Origin of the sequence: Brevundimonas sp. Root608, assembly GCF_001427825.1 — a bacterium.
In the GTDB taxonomy this organism is placed as follows: Bacteria; Pseudomonadota; Alphaproteobacteria; order Caulobacterales; family Caulobacteraceae; genus Brevundimonas.
Window position 1 is genome coordinate 210,140 of sequence record NZ_LMGT01000001.1, and the last position, 15,252, is coordinate 225,391.

At 70.2% G+C, this 15,252-nt stretch carries 19 protein-coding genes; 11 read left to right on the forward strand and 8 right to left on the reverse strand.

What is annotated here, in order from left to right:
• Positions 1–16 precede the first annotated feature (16 nt).
• The 3 genes from ASD59_RS13775 to ASD59_RS01090 all read right to left on the reverse strand — a co-directional run bounded on the left by ASD59_RS13775 (position 17) and on the right by ASD59_RS01090 (position 1,052).
• On the reverse strand, positions 17–181 hold the full coding sequence (locus ASD59_RS13775; protein WP_082559993.1) for a DUF1328 family protein: 165 nt from the start codon (positions 179–181) through the stop codon (positions 17–19).
• Between the two features lie 86 nt (positions 182–267).
• Positions 268–672, reverse strand: a complete 405-nt coding sequence (locus tag ASD59_RS01085; RefSeq protein WP_055827028.1) for a hypothetical protein — start codon at positions 670–672, stop codon at positions 268–270.
• A complete protein-coding gene (locus tag ASD59_RS01090; RefSeq protein WP_055827031.1) occupies positions 672–1,052 on the reverse strand; it encodes a glycine zipper domain-containing protein in 381 nt (126 codons plus the stop codon). The genes ASD59_RS01085 and ASD59_RS01090 overlap by 1 nt, the downstream gene beginning before the upstream one ends.
• A gap of 136 nt (positions 1,053–1,188) precedes the next feature.
• On the opposite strand from ASD59_RS01090, the gene ASD59_RS01095 reads away from it, so the two are divergent.
• Both ASD59_RS01095 and maiA read left to right on the forward strand, forming a co-directional pair.
• Entirely contained in the window at positions 1,189–1,842 is a 654-nt protein-coding gene (locus ASD59_RS01095) for a fumarylacetoacetate hydrolase family protein (protein WP_055827034.1), read from the forward strand.
• Complete coding sequence (maiA, locus tag ASD59_RS01100) at positions 1,839–2,471, forward strand: maleylacetoacetate isomerase (protein WP_055827037.1); 633 nt, start codon at positions 1,839–1,841, stop codon at positions 2,469–2,471. Before ASD59_RS01095 ends, maiA begins: the two co-directional genes overlap by 4 nt.
• Here the strand turns inward: maiA and ASD59_RS01105 are convergent.
• Positions 2,468–3,358, reverse strand: coding sequence for an alpha/beta fold hydrolase (locus ASD59_RS01105; protein ID WP_055827040.1), 891 nt, complete (start codon positions 3,356–3,358; stop codon positions 2,468–2,470). The two genes, maiA and ASD59_RS01105, sit on opposite strands and share 4 nt — an antisense overlap.
• A gap of 47 nt (positions 3,359–3,405) precedes the next feature.
• Between ASD59_RS01105 and ASD59_RS01110 the strand changes: the two genes are divergently transcribed.
• Complete coding sequence (locus ASD59_RS01110) at positions 3,406–4,056, forward strand: glutathione S-transferase family protein (protein ID WP_055827042.1); 651 nt, start codon at positions 3,406–3,408, stop codon at positions 4,054–4,056.
• Between the two features lie 9 nt (positions 4,057–4,065).
• Here the strand turns inward: ASD59_RS01110 and ASD59_RS01115 are convergent, their stop codons facing one another.
• Complete coding sequence (locus tag ASD59_RS01115; RefSeq protein ID WP_055827045.1) at positions 4,066–5,442, reverse strand: M23 family metallopeptidase; 1,377 nt, start codon at positions 5,440–5,442, stop codon at positions 4,066–4,068.
• Between the two features lie 393 nt (positions 5,443–5,835).
• Between ASD59_RS01115 and ASD59_RS01120 the strand changes: the two genes are divergently transcribed.
• The 8 genes from ASD59_RS01120 to ASD59_RS01150 all read left to right on the forward strand — a co-directional run bounded on the left by ASD59_RS01120 (position 5,836) and on the right by ASD59_RS01150 (position 12,778).
• Positions 5,836–9,018, forward strand: coding sequence for an intermembrane phospholipid transport protein YdbH family protein (locus ASD59_RS01120; RefSeq protein ID WP_055827048.1), 3,183 nt, complete (start codon positions 5,836–5,838; stop codon positions 9,016–9,018).
• An 82-nt stretch (positions 9,019–9,100) separates the two neighbouring features.
• Positions 9,101–9,289: a YnbE family lipoprotein gene (locus ASD59_RS01125; protein ID WP_055827051.1), complete on the forward strand. Its 189-nt coding sequence runs from the start codon at positions 9,101–9,103 to the stop codon at positions 9,287–9,289.
• 17 nt (positions 9,290–9,306) lie between these two features.
• The gene (locus tag ASD59_RS01130) at positions 9,307–9,669 is read left to right on the forward strand and encodes a DUF1318 domain-containing protein (RefSeq protein WP_055827053.1); all 363 of its coding nucleotides are present in this window, start codon (positions 9,307–9,309) and stop codon (positions 9,667–9,669) included.
• A gap of 76 nt (positions 9,670–9,745) precedes the next feature.
• Positions 9,746–9,913, forward strand: a complete 168-nt coding sequence (locus ASD59_RS14105; protein ID WP_156376875.1) for a hypothetical protein — start codon at positions 9,746–9,748, stop codon at positions 9,911–9,913.
• Between the two features lie 100 nt (positions 9,914–10,013).
• Positions 10,014–11,057: a sensor histidine kinase gene (locus ASD59_RS01135; RefSeq protein ID WP_055827056.1), complete on the forward strand. Its 1,044-nt coding sequence runs from the start codon at positions 10,014–10,016 to the stop codon at positions 11,055–11,057.
• Positions 11,058–11,101: 44 nt separating this feature from the next.
• Positions 11,102–11,377, forward strand: coding sequence for a hypothetical protein (locus ASD59_RS01140; protein WP_055827060.1), 276 nt, complete (start codon positions 11,102–11,104; stop codon positions 11,375–11,377).
• Positions 11,378–11,408: 31 nt separating this feature from the next.
• Entirely contained in the window at positions 11,409–12,218 is an 810-nt protein-coding gene (locus ASD59_RS01145) for a tryptophan 2,3-dioxygenase (RefSeq protein WP_055827063.1), read from the forward strand.
• 74 nt (positions 12,219–12,292) lie between these two features.
• The gene (locus ASD59_RS01150; RefSeq protein WP_055827065.1) at positions 12,293–12,778 is read left to right on the forward strand and encodes a PA2169 family four-helix-bundle protein; all 486 of its coding nucleotides are present in this window, start codon (positions 12,293–12,295) and stop codon (positions 12,776–12,778) included.
• Between the two features lie 78 nt (positions 12,779–12,856).
• Here the strand turns inward: ASD59_RS01150 and rplS are convergent, their stop codons facing one another.
• The 3 genes from rplS to ASD59_RS01165 are packed head-to-tail and all read right to left on the reverse strand — an operon-like array spanning position 12,857 to position 15,246.
• On the reverse strand, positions 12,857–13,285 hold the full coding sequence (rplS, locus tag ASD59_RS01155; protein WP_055827069.1) for a 50S ribosomal protein L19: 429 nt from the start codon (positions 13,283–13,285) through the stop codon (positions 12,857–12,859).
• Position 13,286: 1 nt separating this feature from the next.
• Positions 13,287–14,054 (reverse strand): tRNA (guanosine(37)-N1)-methyltransferase TrmD, encoded by a 768-nt coding sequence (gene trmD / locus ASD59_RS01160; protein ID WP_055827071.1) that lies wholly within the window; start codon positions 14,052–14,054, stop codon positions 13,287–13,289.
• Positions 14,055–14,064: 10 nt separating this feature from the next.
• Positions 14,065–15,246, reverse strand: coding sequence for an NAD(P)/FAD-dependent oxidoreductase (locus ASD59_RS01165; protein ID WP_055827074.1), 1,182 nt, complete (start codon positions 15,244–15,246; stop codon positions 14,065–14,067).
• Between the last annotated feature and the right edge of the window lie 6 nt (positions 15,247–15,252).

Below are 15,252 nucleotides of genomic sequence, written 5' to 3' on the forward strand. Positions count from 1 at the left end.
CGGGGTTTGAGCCGGTCTAGATCCGGCGTCCCCTGCCCGTGACGAAATGCACGATCAGCAGGATGATGAAGACGACGAACAGCACATAGGCGATGTTCATCGACAGACCGGCCACGCCCCCGGCGCCGAGGGCGCCGGCGACCAGCGCCAGAACGAGAAAGATGAGAGCCCAACGAAGCATCAGCGGTTCCTCCAGAGCGGTTGATCCAAGGAGCGACAACCGCCGCGCCTGACGGACCAACGTTCCGGAACCGGCGCCGTTCCGATTCAGCGCCGACGTGACCGGTGCGGCTTTTCGGTGAAGGCGGCCGCGACCATGGTGGCGAGGGCCGGATTCCTGAGGAAGATCCATCCGCCGGCCAGGGCCGCCACCGTGCCCAGGATGGGGCGTTGGCGGAACAGGCTGTAGGCGCGGGCGCCCAGACCGGAGGGTTCGTCTTCAAAGTCCTCCTCGGTCTCTGACCGGTTCACCAGGACCAGGGCGACGACGATGGCGACGATCGCGAACAGAAGGAAGGTGGTCGCCGCGGCGGCCAGCGGCACGAGCACCAGCAGCAGGGCGAAGAAGATCGTCGCCCCCAGCGCCATGACCGCCACCAGGGCGGCCCCCGCCACGACCGAAGCCGCGACGGCTTTCTTGACCAGACCCCTGGCCAGCCCCCCGCCGAACATCAGCGGCGACGACCGGCGAGCAGCAGGCCGAGCACGACGCCGACGCCGAGCGCGATGGCGGTCGACTGCACGGGGCGCTCCTGGACCCGCTCGGTGATGTAGCGCTGGGCTTCGTCCAGACGCTCCTGCGCCTCGTCATAGTATTCCTGGCCGCGCACGCGGGCGGTGTCGTAATAGCCGCGGGCCCGCTCGCGCATGACCTCGGACTGTTCACGCAGGCGGGCTTCGGCCTCGGCGGCCTTGGCGCGCACGCGCGTTTCCGCGGTCGCCGCCTTCTCGCGCAGACGCGCCTTTTCCTCGGCGCCGAGGACCTTCAGGTCGTCCTTCAGGGTGTTGAGGTCGTTCTTTACGGCAGCTCGTGCCGCCTTGGTCGTGGCCATGATGCGCGCTCCGGTGTTCAAGCTTGGCTGTTAAATAGAGAATTCAGAGCGGAAACGCCACCGCGCGGCGCCGGTTCCGCATCGCACCATTTCCGACGGGTGGCGAAGCGCCGCATCCCGGCATAGACAGGCGCTCATGACCGACTGGCTGTTTGACCCCGCTCCGACCCCGTCCCTGCCGATCCTCGGGAGCGCGCAGCGCTTCCCCGTGCGGCGCATCCTCTGCGTGGGCCAGAACTACGCGGCCCATGCCCGGGAAATGGGCCATGATCGCGCCGAGCCCTTCTTCTTCACCAAGCCGGCCGACGCCGTGGTCGCCGACGGCGGCGACCCGGTGTTTCCGATGGCGACGGCCAACCTGCACCACGAGGTCGAACTGGTCTGCGCGGTCGGCGCGGACGGGGCGATCGCCGGCTGGGCCGTCGGCTGCGACCTGACCCGCCGCGACCTCCAGGCCGCCGCCAAGGAGAAGGGGCGTCCCTGGGACGCCGCCAAGGGCTTCGACCAGTCCGCCCCCTGCGGCCCGATCAGCCTCGGCGCCCTGCCGGACCCCGCCGCCGTTATCGCCCTGTCCGTCAATGGCGAGGTCCGCCAGTCGGGCGCGCTGGACGACATGGTCTGGAATCCCGATGAAATCCTCGCCAAGGCGCGCACCCTCTGGGATATCCGGCCCGGCGACCTGATCTTCACCGGCACGCCCGAGGGCGTCGGACCGCTTCAGCCCGGCGACCGGGTCGAGGCCTCGATCGGCGGCCTCCAGCCCCTCGTCTTCACCCTGAGGCCGCGATGATCCTGCACGGATACTGGCGCTCGGGCGCGGCGTATCGCGCCCGCATCGCCCTGAATCTCAAGGGCCTGAGCTATGATCAGCAGGGCGTGGACCTGCGCACCGGCGCTCACAGGTCCGACGCCTTCGTCACTCTCAACCCGCAGGGCATGGTCCCCGCGCTGGAGGTGGACGGCGCCGTCCTGACCCAGAGCCCCGCCATTCTCGAATGGCTGGAGGAAACCCATCCGCGGCCGCCGCTGCTGCCCATGGGCCCTGTCGACCGCGCTCACGTTCGCGCCATGGCCGCCCTGATCGGCTGCGACATTCATCCGCTCAACAATCTGCGGGTCGGCAAGGCCCTGCGCGAGACCTTCGGCGCCGATCAGGCCGCCGTCGACGCCTGGGCCGCGCGCTGGATCGTCCCCGGCTTCACGGCGCTGGAGGCGCTCGTCGGACGGCATGGCGGGGGCTGGTGTTTCGCCGACGCCCCGACCCTGGCCGACTGCTACCTCATCCCGCAGATCTATTCGGCCCGGCGCTTCAACGTCCCCCTCGACGCCTTCCCGAGGCTGCTGGCTATCGACGAAACGGCGAAACGCCACCCCGCCTTCGCCGCCGCCCACCCGGACGTCCAGCCCGACGCAGATTAGGCCAGGAACCGCTCCACCGCCGCCAGGAACCGCCGCGGCTGGTCGATCATCACCATATGCTCGGCCCCTTCGATCCGTTCGAAGGTGGCGGGCCGGCGCAGGCGCGCATAGGCGCCGCGGAACAGACTGTCGGCGCGGGCGCGCGGCGAGTTCTGGTCGGCGCTCCAGCCGTAGACCACCGTCACCGGCGCCGTGATGTCGGGCAGGCGGCGGCGCAGGTCGACGGTCATGACCTCGTACAGGGACTGGGCCAGCACCCGGCGATCGCCGCCCTGCCAGCCCATTGATCCGAACACCGCGTCGGCGGCTCCGCCCAGCTCCAGGCCCATGGACCGGCCCCGCGTCCTCAGCGCCTCGTCGCCGAGGAACTGGATCGCCTGAAAGGCCAGCTGGGCGATCGGCTCGACGTCGCCGACCGTCGCTCCCGGACTGATCAGGGCGGCGAAGAAGGGCGATGAGTCCACCGCCATCACCCGGCCGACGCGGCCGGCGGAGTCGGCGGCGACCCGGATGCCGACCTGACCGCCCATCGAATGGCCGATGATCGCGGGCCGGTCCAGCCGCTGTTCAGCCATGTAGCGGCGCACCTCATTGGCCACGCCCGGCATGACCGATCCGTCGGCGTTGGCCTGGGCCGCGAGATCGCCGAAGCCGCGCACCGAGACCAGATGCAGCCGCCGTCGGCCCTCCAGCTGGCTCGCCAGACCGCGCCACACGTCTGCGGTCGAGGCCAGGCCGGGAATCAGGATCACATCGGGGCCTCGCCCGCGCGTCGTCACGGTGATGCGCGACGACCGGAACGCGGTCTGCGCCCAGGCGCCGGGGCCGGCGCCCAGCGCCACGGTTCCCGCCGCCAACCCGATCAATATGTTTCGTCTTTGTTCCATGCCGTCTTTGAGTCTAGCCTGCCGTGAGAAACGCAAGGGAGGTCACAATGAGCCAGCCGTCCGACGAAATCGTCTTCTACACCAACCCCATGTCGCGCGGCCGTATCGCGCGCTGGATGCTGGAGGAGGTCGGCCGCCCCTACCGCACCGTGGTTCTGGATTACGGCACGACGATGAAGGCCCCCGAGTATCTGGCCATCAACCCGATGGGCAAGGTTCCGGCCATCACCCATCGCGGGGTCACGGTGACCGAATGCGCCGCCGTCTGCACCTACCTCGCCGACGCCTTTCCCGAAGCCGGCCTGGCTCCGGCACTCGACGACCCGGCGCGGGGGACCTATCTGCGCTGGATGTTCTTCGGCGCCGGCCCCCTCGAGGCGGCTGTGACCGCCAGGGCGCTGAACCTGTTGGCCCCGGCCGACAAGGCCGCCATGGCCGGCTACGGCAGTTTCGAACAGGTCGTCGATGCGCTCGAATCCGCGGTGACCGGCAGCGGCGGACCCTGGCTCCTGGGCGACCGGTTCAGCGCGCTGGACGTCTATCTGGGCAGCCAGATCGGCTGGGGCCTGCAGTTCAAATCCCTGCCCGAGCGCGACGCCTTCAAGGCCTATGCGGGCCGGCTGTCCGGGCGCGAGGCGGCGGTGCGGGCGCGCGAGATCGACGACGCCCTGATCGCGGCGGCGAATGCGAAGGGCTGAGGAAGCGGCCTAGCCCTGGGCGGGACGCAGGCCCGTCGGCGCGGCGACGGCCGGAGCCGCGGCGGCGCGCTGGACCTGCGGACGGCGTTCGCCGCCGGCCGCGCGGATGCGGTCGATGCGGGCCTTTTCAGCCCTGAACGCGGCCAGATCGGCCCCGGCCAGGATGGTGCCCTCGGTGGTGCGCACGCCGGCCGGATTGATCCTCTGGCCGTTGCGCCACAGTTCGTAGTGCAGGTGCGGACCGGTCGAGGCGCCGGTCGAACCGACGAAGGCGACGACCTGTCCCTGGCGGACGCGTTGGCCGGCGCGGACGCCCGAGGCGTAGCGCGACAGGTGGCCGTAGCCGCTTTCCAGACCGTTCGGATGACGGATGCGCAGCCAGTTGCCATAGCCGCCCCAGCGGCGGGCCTCGACCACGACGCCGTCGGCGGGCGCCACCACCGGCGTGCCCATGCCCGCGGCGAAGTCGATGCCCTGGTGCATCTTGCGATAGCCGGCGATCGGGTGGCGGCGGAAGCCGAACGAGGACGAGACGCGGAAGCCCCGCTCCAGCGGCGTGCGCATGAAGGCCGAACGCGTGTTCTTGCCTGTGCCGTCGAAATACTGCGGCTCCTTCGCTCCGGCGGGCTGGAAGCGATAGAAGACCACGCCCTTGAGCTCGGCGTACAACAGGCCGTCGGTGCCGATGGTGCGGCCGTTCTCGGTCACGGTGCGGCCGAACACATAGGTGAATTCGTCGTTCGCATGGATGTCCCGGTCCATGTCGAACTTGTGCGAGAACAGCCGGCCGGCGGCGCGGGCGACGTCGGCGGGGGCCCCTTCGCGGCGCGCCGTGCGCGACAGCGAACCCTCGACCTTGCCGGTCAGGACCACCGTCTCGTGCGTGACCTTTTCCTCAAGGGCGCGCAGGCGCAGGGCGCCGTCGAAGCTGCGCGACACGGTCAACTGGGTCGCGGGCCCCGTGCGCATGGTCAGGCCGATCAGGCGGGCGTCGCCCCGGCCGCCGCGCGGCCTGGAGATGGCGGTTTCGAACCGCTGGCCGACCCGCATCGCGGTGACGTCCATGGCGTTCGACAGGGTGGCGGCGACGGCCGAGGCTTCTTCCGGCGCGATGCCGGTGCGGCGCACGGCCTGCTCGAAGGTCTCGCCGCGGCGAATCTGGACGGGGATGGCTTCCGGCGTGGTCAGGCCGGCCGGAGTGCCGGCGGCGGCGAACGCCTGGTCCGCCAGGGCGGAAATCTGAATTTGGGTGAGAGGCGGAGCCTCTTCCGCCTTCGCGGGTTGGTATACGCGTCCGGCAAGCAGAGCCACCGAGATCGCCGCCACCGCCGTCAGGGCGTGAGGCGCGATGCGCATCGGTTGGCGACGTGGATCGAACTGAGCCATCGGTCCCCGAAAAACGACGACGCCGTCCGGCGCCAAAGCCACTAGAAGCATGGATCGCGCCGAAGAGCCCCCCGTCGCGAGACAGGCCCTATAGCCCGTCCATCCCATCATGGGAAGACGGTTCGTTACAACCCGTTAACCGGGGCAGGCGCCGCTGGTAAAGCTTGCGTGAACCAGGAGAATACCTTGCGAGTTGATCAGTGTATTCGCAACCGTGCGAACAGGAGTCGGCCGCGACGTGTGTGATCCATCTCGCCCCGACTCTGGATGCATTCAAAGTGGCCGATGCGCCACTCAACTGTGCTTAAATGGACACGGCTATAGTGTTCGGCCGGCGGGCTCCTTTGCTCAGCGGGCTTTTCGCGGCCTCATCGCTCCGGCCATGAGCGCGCCATGAGCGTCGACGCGTCCTCCGCTCCCGACCGCCGCCGTCCCCGCGGTCGCCGTCTGCTGATCGTCGTCGGCGCCGTGCTGGGCGTGGTGCTGGTGCTGGTCGCCCTGGCGTGGCTCAACCGCCGCGCCGCCACGCGTCAGGTGCTGGTCGGCTGGCTGGAGCAACAGGGCGTCGACGCCGACATGCAGATCGAGCGGCTCGAGATGGACGGTCTGGTCGCCCGCGTCCGCATCGGCGATCCCGCCCATCCCGACGTCATGATCGAACGGGTCGAGGTCGACTATGGCATCGGCGCGCCCTGGTCGAAGGGCGGCCTCGGCGTCACCCCGACCCGCATCCGCCTGGTCCGCCCCGTGGTGCGCGCCAGCGTGCGCGGCGGCAAGCTGACCTTCGGCTCGCTGGACCCCCTGGTGGAACGCTTCATGGGCCGACCGCCCCGCCCCGACAGCCGCTCTCCCCTGGTCATCGTCGAGGGCGCCCGCGTGCGGCTCGACACCGACTATGGCCCGACCAACATCCTCGGCGACGCACGCATCGACAACGGCAAGCTGATGCGGCTCAACGCCCGGATGCCCGCCACCGCCTTCAAGAGCGGGGAGATCGAGGCGAAGGGCCTGCAGGCCGTCGTCGACCTGACCACCACCGGCGACCGCATCGCCGTCCGCCTCGACGCCGCCGCCGAAAGCGCCGACCTGCCGGGCGTCGCGGGCCAGGCCCCACGGCTCGTCGTCGCCGGAAACCTGCCCTATCCCGACCTCAAGGGCCGCAGGGGCGACGGCCGGGCCGCCCTCAACGCCGCCTTCACAGCGGCCCGCCTTTCGTCCGGCGGAACGGTCGCCCGGACCGCCGACGCGCGCCTGGCCTTCGACGGCCAGACCGCCGGCTGGCTCGAAACCTTCCGCATCGCGGGCGCCGGCGACCTCGACGTGCGCGCCGCCCGTATCGACGGACCGGGAACCGCCGTCTCCGGCGCCCGCCTGCGTCTCGACCGGGCCCGGACGGTCTTCACCCGCGACGCGCGCGGCTTCGGCTGGCGGCTGGAAGGCCCCGCGGCCGTCTCCGCCGCGCGCGCCTCGGGCGCCGGGCTGGACGGAAGCGGCCTGACCCTGACCTCCTCCCGCCTCGTCCTCGGCGGGCGAAACGCGGCGCTGGAGGCCGGCGGGCCGATGACCGTGTCCGCCGCGCGTCTGGTCCGGGACGACCTGGCCCTGAACGGCGTGCGCGGCGGCGGCCGTCTGGACCTCGTCGTCGACGGGGGTCTGCGCGTCTCGGCGACGAGCTCGCTCTCCGCCGCGCGCGGCAGCTGGCCCCTGTTCGGCCCCGTCGGTCGCGACGACCCGCCTGAACTGGCCGGGATGAAACAGGCGTTGTCCGCCTTCGCCGTCGACGTCCCCGCCTTCAGCGTGACCGCCGGGCCTGCGGGAACGCGCGTCGTCCTGACCCGTCCCGCCACCCTGCGCCCGGCCAACGGGGGCGTCCTGACCTTGCGGCCCGCCGCCACGCCGGTCTTCGCCGCCGCGCGCGGCCAGGCCGGGGGCGGCGCGCTCAGCCTGACCGCGACCCGGGGGCGGGGCATGCCCGAGGCCGTCTTCGCCATCCCGGCATGGCGCCTGACACCGACCGGCTTCACGGCCGCCCTGGACGGCCGCGCCGCCCTCGACTTCGGCCTCGCGAGGGGGATCGCCGTCCAGACCCGGGGCCGGCTGACCTCGTCCAACGGCCGCGTGACCTATGTCGCCGCCGGCTGCGCGCCCGTCACGGTCGAAGGGCTGGAGCTGGGCGAGAGCGACGTCACCGACCTGGCTGGCCGGCTCTGCCCGGCGGCCCGCCCGCTGGCCAGTGTCGCCGACGGCGGCTGGCGCTCGGACGGGACGGTGCAGGGGCTCTCGGCCGACGCCCCCTTCCTCGCCCTGCGTTTCAGCGACGTTCAGGGCGGCTTCACCGCCATCGGCGGCCGGGCCGGTATCAATCTCGACGCCCGCGTCGCCGGCGCCACGGTTTCCGACGCCACCAGCCCCCTGCGCTTCAATCCGCTTGGCGCCTCCGGCTCGGCCCGCATGACCGGCGAGGACTGGACCGGCGCCTTCGACCTGACCCGCAACGGCGCGGCCCTCGGCCGCCTGACCCTGGCCCACGACGGCGGCGCCGGCGCGGGCGGCGTCGTCATCGACGCCCCGTCCATCGTCTTCGCCGAGGGCGGCCTGCAGCCCGGCGACCTCAGCCCCCTGGCCGGCGACTTCGTTGGTTCGCCCGCGACCGGCTCGGTCGGCTTCGCCGGCCGCGTCGACTGGCGCGCCGACGCGGAAGGAACCAGCTCGGGCCGCCTGACTATCCCGGGGCTCGACTTTGTCAGCCCCGCCGGTCCGGTGAAGGGGCTTCGCGGAACGGTCGACTTCATCAATCTGGCGCCCCTGACCGCCGCCCCCGGCCAGCGCCTGACCGCGGACAGCCTCGAGTCGGTCACGCCCCTGACCGACATCGAACTGACCTTCGGCCTCGACAAGGCGGCGGTGACCCTCCAGGCCGGCGACCTCGCCGTCGCCGGGGGGCGCGTCAGCATCGAGCCCTTCGCCGTGCCGCTGGACCCGACCCAGCCGATCACCGGCGTCATCGTTCTCGACAAGGTGCAGCTCGGCGAGGTCATCGCCGGTTCCGGCTTCGGCGACAAGGTGAGGCTGGACGCCGTCGTCTCGGGCCGCCTGCCCTTCACTTCGACGCGCGAGGCGGGCGTCCGCATCACCGGCGGAACCCTGGCCGCCGTCCAGCCCGGACGCCTGTCCATCGCCCGCGAGGCTCTCAGCGGCCTGGAAGCCGGCGGCGGCGGCGAGGCCGTGCCTCCCAACACCATTCAGGACCTCGCCTATCAGGCGATGGAGAACCTGTCCTTCGACCTGCTCTCGGCCGAGGTGAACAGCCTCGACGAAGGCCGGATCGGCGTCCTGTTCCGCATCCGCGGCCGCCACGATCCGCCCGTACGACAAGAGCTCCGCATCTCGATCGCCGACTTCATCAGCCGTGAGTTCCTGAACCGCGAACTGCCGCTGCCGTCGGGCACCGGCATCGACCTGACGCTGGACACCACCCTCAATCTCAACCAGCTTGTCGGCGACCTGCTGGAGCTCAACCGCGCCCGCAACGGCCAGGCCTCGCCGGTCCCGCCGCCGCCGCCCACGACGCCGTGATCCTGCCCCCTTCGCCGTTCAGAACCCGTTCACCCGCCCGGGCGTTAGATCGCCGCGGATTGAAGACCGGAGACCACAGACCATGAACCGGACCCGCACACGCCTCGCCATCCTCGGCCTCGTCGCCGCGCTCGGAGCGAGCGCCTGCACGCCCACGGTCCGGCTGCAGGTCGATCCGATCCAGATCTACGCGAAACTCGACGCCGACGTCCGCGTGCGTCTCGACAAGGAGCTTCAGGACCTCCTCGTCGCGAACCCCAACCTGTTCTGACGCGAAAGTTGACCCAGATGTCTTTCCGCAAGTTCTTCGTCGTCGCCGCGGCCGTCGCGGCTCTCGGCGTCGCCGCGGGCGCGGCCTTCGCCCAGACCTCCGCCCAGAAGTCGATGATCGACGCCGCCAAGGCGCAAGGGACCGTGGGCGAACAGGCCGACGGCTATCTCGGCTTCCGCGTTCCGGCGTCCGACCCCGCCCTGACCCAGGCCGTCCAGGTGACCAACAGCGCCCGCCGCGCGGCCTACGCCCGCAGCGCCCAGGCCGCCGGCACCACGCCCGACGTCGCCGGCGCCCGGATGTTCGAAGGCCAGTTGCTGCCGCGCATCAGCTCGGGCCAGTGGTACCGCAACGCCCAGGGCCAGTGGGTCCAGCGCTAAGCGTCGCCGTACGGACCCTTCGGAGTCCGCGGGGGTTCCCTGTGCAGCCGGTTGATCCGGCCTGACGGGAAACACGATGCGAACCGCCTCGGAATGCAGGGCCATGGCCGCCTGGATGGACGGCCTCGCCGCGCGCGATTCCTCGCTCCGGCTACGCGCCGAGTGGGTCGGCATGGCCGCCTATTGGCGGGATCTGGCGCATCAGGCCGACTGGCAGGATCGTTATACGGCGCGACATCCCTAGGTCAGCCTCGCGACCCCCTTTGCCACGCCCCGGCTTTTGCGCGTAAGGCTGTGGCGCAGGCCGCCTCTTTCCGCGCGCTCGCTCTGGACGCCCGCTCCGCATGCCGACGACGATCCCCGGGGTTGAGGATGCCCAGACGCTCGCTCAGGCGATCGTCGACACCATCCATGAGCCGCTGATCGTCCTCGATGGCGGCCTGACGGTGCTCGCCGCCAGCCGCGCCTTCTATGAAATCTTCAAGGTCGATCCCGACCGCACCATGGGACGGCTGCTCTATGACCTCGGCGACGGCCAGTGGAACATCCCGGCCCTGCGGCTGCTGCTCGAGACGATCATCCCCGAAAAGACCGCCATGGACGGGTTCGAGGTCGACCACGACTTCCCCGGCGTCGGCCGCCGCACCATGCTGCTGAACGCGCGCAAGGTGATCTACGAAACCAGCGAGAACAGCACCATCCTGCTGGCCTTCACCGACATCACCGCCCGCCGCGCCGTCGAACGCCAGCTGGCCGACCTGCTGGAACACACCGAGGAGCTGCTGCGCCAGAAGCAGATCCTCCTGCAGGAGATGCAGCACCGCGTCGCCAACAGCCTGCAGATCATCGCCAGCATCCTGCTGATCAAGGCCCGCGCCGTGACCTCCGACGAGACCCGCCTGCACCTCAAGGACGCGCATCAGCGCGTGCTCTCGGTGGCGGAGGTCCAGTCCCATCTCCATGCCTCGGGCGATCTCGATCAGATCGAGGTCGGCCCCTATCTGACCAAGCTGTGCGCCAGCCTCGCGGCCTCCATGGTCGGCGAGACCCAGCCCATCGCCATCCTCGTCGAGGCCGACCATGGCTTCATCGGTTCGGACAAGGCCGTCAGCATGGGGCTGATCGTCACCGAACTGGTCATCAACGCCATCAAATACGCCTTCCCCACCGACCGGGCGGACGCCCTCGTCCTGGTGACCTATGCGAGCGCGGGAGACGGCTGGACCCTGGTCGTCCACGACAACGGCGTCGGGGCCGTGGACGCGGTCCCTTCCGCCCACGGCGGCCTGGGAACGGCCATCGTCGAGGCCCTGGTCAAGCAGCTGGATGCGCGCATGACGACGGCGCCCAGCCCGGGCATGACGGTGTCGGTGCGCCACGGGGGCTGAGCCCCGGCTCGCCTCCGCCGCGCCTCGCGTCTACATCTGTCCACATGGTGCTTCGCGTCCTCCGCAATCTCTTCATCGCCGCCGGGGTCTCGGCCGTGGCCACCGGCCTGATCAGCCTGGTCTGGAAGCTGATCGGGGGCGGCGACCTGCCGCTGCACGGCTGGATCGCCCTGTCGCTCGGCGTGCTGGGCACGGTCGTCCTCGCATGGGTCCTGATGGGGCTGGCCTTCAAATCCAGCCGCGAGGGCTGGGACGACCGGGTCGACAACACCCTGGATCCGGGCCGCCCCGAAACCGACCACGACGCCGACCGCCCTTGAGCCGATGCGCCGCCCGCGCGATAGGTCGCGGATGACCGACGCCCCCGCCCATCCTTCCGACATGACCTACGCCGGCTATCTGGCGCTGGACGATCTGCTGGCCGCCCAGCATCCGATCTCGGACGAACACGACGAGATGCTGTTCGTCGTCATCCACCAGACCAAGGAGCTGTGGCTCAAGCAGATCCTGCACGAGGTCACCCTGGCCCAGACGCTGGTCCGCGCCGGCGATCTGGTTCCCGCCTACAAGATCCTGGCCCGCGTCAGCCGCATCCAGGCCGTCATGACGATGAGCTGGGACATCCTGGCCACCATGACTCCCGCCGACTATCTTCGCTTCCGCGGCGTGCTCGGTTCGTCCTCGGGCTTCCAGAGCGACCAGTTCCGCCGTTTCGAATACATGCTGGGGCTCAAGGACGACCGCTTCCTGCGCTTCCACGAGGAACGCCCCGCCGCCCACGCCGCCCTGCGCGCCGCCCTGGCCGCGCCCAGCCTCTATGACGACGCCCTGCATCAGCTGGCCGCCGCCGGCCTGCCGGTTCCGGCCGAGGCGCTGAACCGCGACGTCAGCCAGCCGTGGGAGCCGTCGGAAGGCGTCGAGGCCGCCTGGCTGGAGGTTTATCGCGACACCGCCCGCTGGTGGCCCTTCTACCAGCTGGCGGAAAAGCTGGTGGACCTGGACGACGCCCTGCTGACCTGGCGGCACAAGCACGTCGTCACCGTCGAGCGCATCATCGGTCGCCGCCGCGGCACCGGCGGCACCGAGGGCGTCGCCTATCTGACCGAGACCCTGCAACGGCGCTGTTTCCCCGAGCTCTGGTCGCTGCGCACGAAATTGTAGAACGGCGAAGCTGAAACCTTTTCAACCCGGTCGGCGCTTTGTGGGCTCCTCCCCACAACAGAAGGCCGATCATCATGAGCAGCCCCAATCACCACGACATCCACGTCCTGAACAGCCTGATCGAGACCACCATCGACAGCGCCGACGGCTATCGCGAAGCCGCGAAGGAAACCGACAAGCCCACCTTCAAGGCCCTGTTCGAAGCCCGCAGCTTCGAGCGCCAGCAGGTCGTCACCGACCTCCAGGGCGCGGTCCGCACCCTCGGCGGCGAGCCCGAGGATGACGGCTCCATCCTGGCCAAGGCCCACCGCGCCTTCCTCGACGTCAAACACGCCCTGCTGCGCGACGAACAGGCGGTGGTGAATTCGGTCGAGAACGGCGAGGACTTCATCAAGGGCAAGTTCGAAACCGCCCTCGAGGATTCCAGCGTCTCGGCCACCACCCGCGAAACCATCCGCCGCGCCTGGGCCACGGTGAAGGACGGCCACGATCAGATGCGCGACCTCAAGCACAGCCTGGAAGGCCAGAAGGACGCCGGCGGACGCCTGTATCCGAACTGACCGTCGTCTCCGGCGACAATGAAAAAGGCCCCGGCGTTTCCGCCGGGGCCTTCGTCATTCTGGCTGCCGTTGAGCGGCTCAGGCTTCGGTGTCGGCGGCCGTTTCGGCCTTGCCGGTTTCCGGCACGACGACGCCCTTGACCGGACGCACGGTCTGCTTCTCGGCGATCCGGGCCGACTTGCCGCGACGATCACGCAGGTAATAGAGCTTGGCGCGCCGCACGACGCCCCGGCGCTTGACCTCGATGGCGTCGATGTTCGGCGACAGGATCGGGAAGACCCGCTCCACGCCTTCGCCGAAGGAGATCTTCCGCACGGTGAAATTCTCGTTCACGCCGCCGCCGGCGCGGGCGATGCAGACGCCCTCGAAGGCCTGGATGCGTTCGCGCTCGCCTTCCTTGATCTTGACCATGACACGCAGGGTGTCGCCGGGCTGGAAGTCCGGGATCTTGCGGGTTTCGATCAGGCGGGCCTTCTCTTCGGCCTCGATGGTCTGAAGGATGTTCATTCTATTCTCCTCGAGCTTTTGCGCTCTTTACCTGTGATTTGGCGGGCTCATGGCCCGCATGGGTCTTGTCCAGATGCGCCGTCCAGAGGTCTGGCCGCCGCTCCCGGGTCGTCTCTCGCCGCTGCTCTTCGCGCCATTGTGCGACCTTCTTGTGGTCGCCCGACAGAAGCACCTCGGGTATCTCCAGCCCCTCGAACGTCCGCGGTCGCGTGTACTGCGGATGCTCCAGAAGGCCGTCCTCGAAACTCTCGCTACTGAGACTGTCCGCCTGGCCGAGGACGCCGGGCAGCAACCTTACGCACGCCTCGATCACCACCATCGCCGCCGCCTCGCCGCCGGCGAGAACCGCGTCTCCGACGGAGACCTCCTCGAACCCGCGCGCGTCCAGCACGCGCTGATCCACCCCCTCGAAACGGCCGCAGAGGACGACTATGCCGTCCGCCTTCGCCCATTCCTTGACGCGCGCCTGGGTCAGGGGCCGACCCCGGGCGCTCATGTACAAAAGCGGCCGCGCCAAAGACGCGTCAGAGGGTCCGGATACGCTGTCGAGCGCCCTCGCCACCACGTCCGCCTTGAGCACGGCTCCCGGGCCGCCACCCGCGGGGGTGTCGTCCAGGAAGCCGCGCGTATCTGTGGAAAAGGCCCGAATGTCAACCGTTTCAAGGCTCCAGAGCCCGCGCTCACGCCACGCCGTGCCGATCAGCGAGACGCCGAGCGGGCCCGGAAACGCCTCGGGGAACATGGTCAGGACGGTGGCGGTAAAGGGCATGGCGGCTCTCCTAGCACACCTGCCCGGCGGCCCAACCCGACGACCAGGCCCACTGGAAGTTATAGCCGCCCAGCCAGCCCGTGACGTCGGCGGCCTCGCCGATGACGTACAGGCCCGGGACCGCCTTCGCCGCCATGGTCTGCTGGTCCAGCTGGTCCGTCGCGATCCCGCCCAGGGTCACCTCGGCGGTGCGATAGCCCTCGGACCCCACCGGCTTGACCGTCCAGCCGTTCACCGCCGCGTCCAGCCGGCGCAGGGTCTTGTCCCCGACCTCGGCCAGCTTGCCCTTCACCCCCTCGCGCTCGCAGATGCTCTCGGCCAGCCGTCGCGGCACGATGTGCCCCAGCGCTGTGTGCACCATCTGTTTCCCGTTCTCCTCCTTGGCCGCCTTCAGCCGGGCCCAGACGTCCTCGCCGGGCGCCATGGCCACGGTGATCGCCTCGCCCTCGCGCCAGTAGGAGCTGATCTGCAGGATCGCCGGCCCGCTCAGCCCCCGGTGCGTAAACAACATCGCCTCCGCAAAGCTCGTCCCCCCGCCCTTCACCACCGCATCCACCGCCACCCCGGCCAGCGGCGTCAGCTGTTCCAGCAGCCCCGCCTCGAACGTCAGCGGAACCAGCGCCGGCCGCGTCTCCGTGACCCTCAGCCCGAACCCCCGCGCGGCGTCATAGGCCCAGCCCGTCGCCCCCATCTTGGGGATCGACTTGCCCCCGGTCGCCAGCACCAGCGACCGCGCCCGCACCACCGACCCGTCCGACAGCGCCGCCTCATACCCGTCGCCGCCGCGCTCGACACGCTCCACCGAGGTCCCCAGCGACAGCACCACGCCCGCCGCCCGCATGTCGTCGGTCAGCATGCGGATGATCTGTTTCGCCGAGTCGTCGCAGAACAGCTGGCCCAGGGTCTTCTCGTGCCAGGCGATCCCCGCCTGATCGACCCTTTTCACAAAATCATGCTGGGTGAACCGCTTCAGCGCCGAGGTCGCGAACCGCGGGTTCTCGCCGAGGAAGTTGCCGGGCCCGGTCCCCAGGTTGGTGAAGTTGCACCGCCCCCCGCCCGAGATGCGGATCTTCTCGCCCGGCGCCCGCGCATGGTCGAGGATGCGCACGCTGCGCCCGCGCCGCCCCGCCTCTATGGCGCACATCATCCCGGCCGCGCCGGCGCCGACGATCAGGACATCCACAGTCTGCATCGCCGG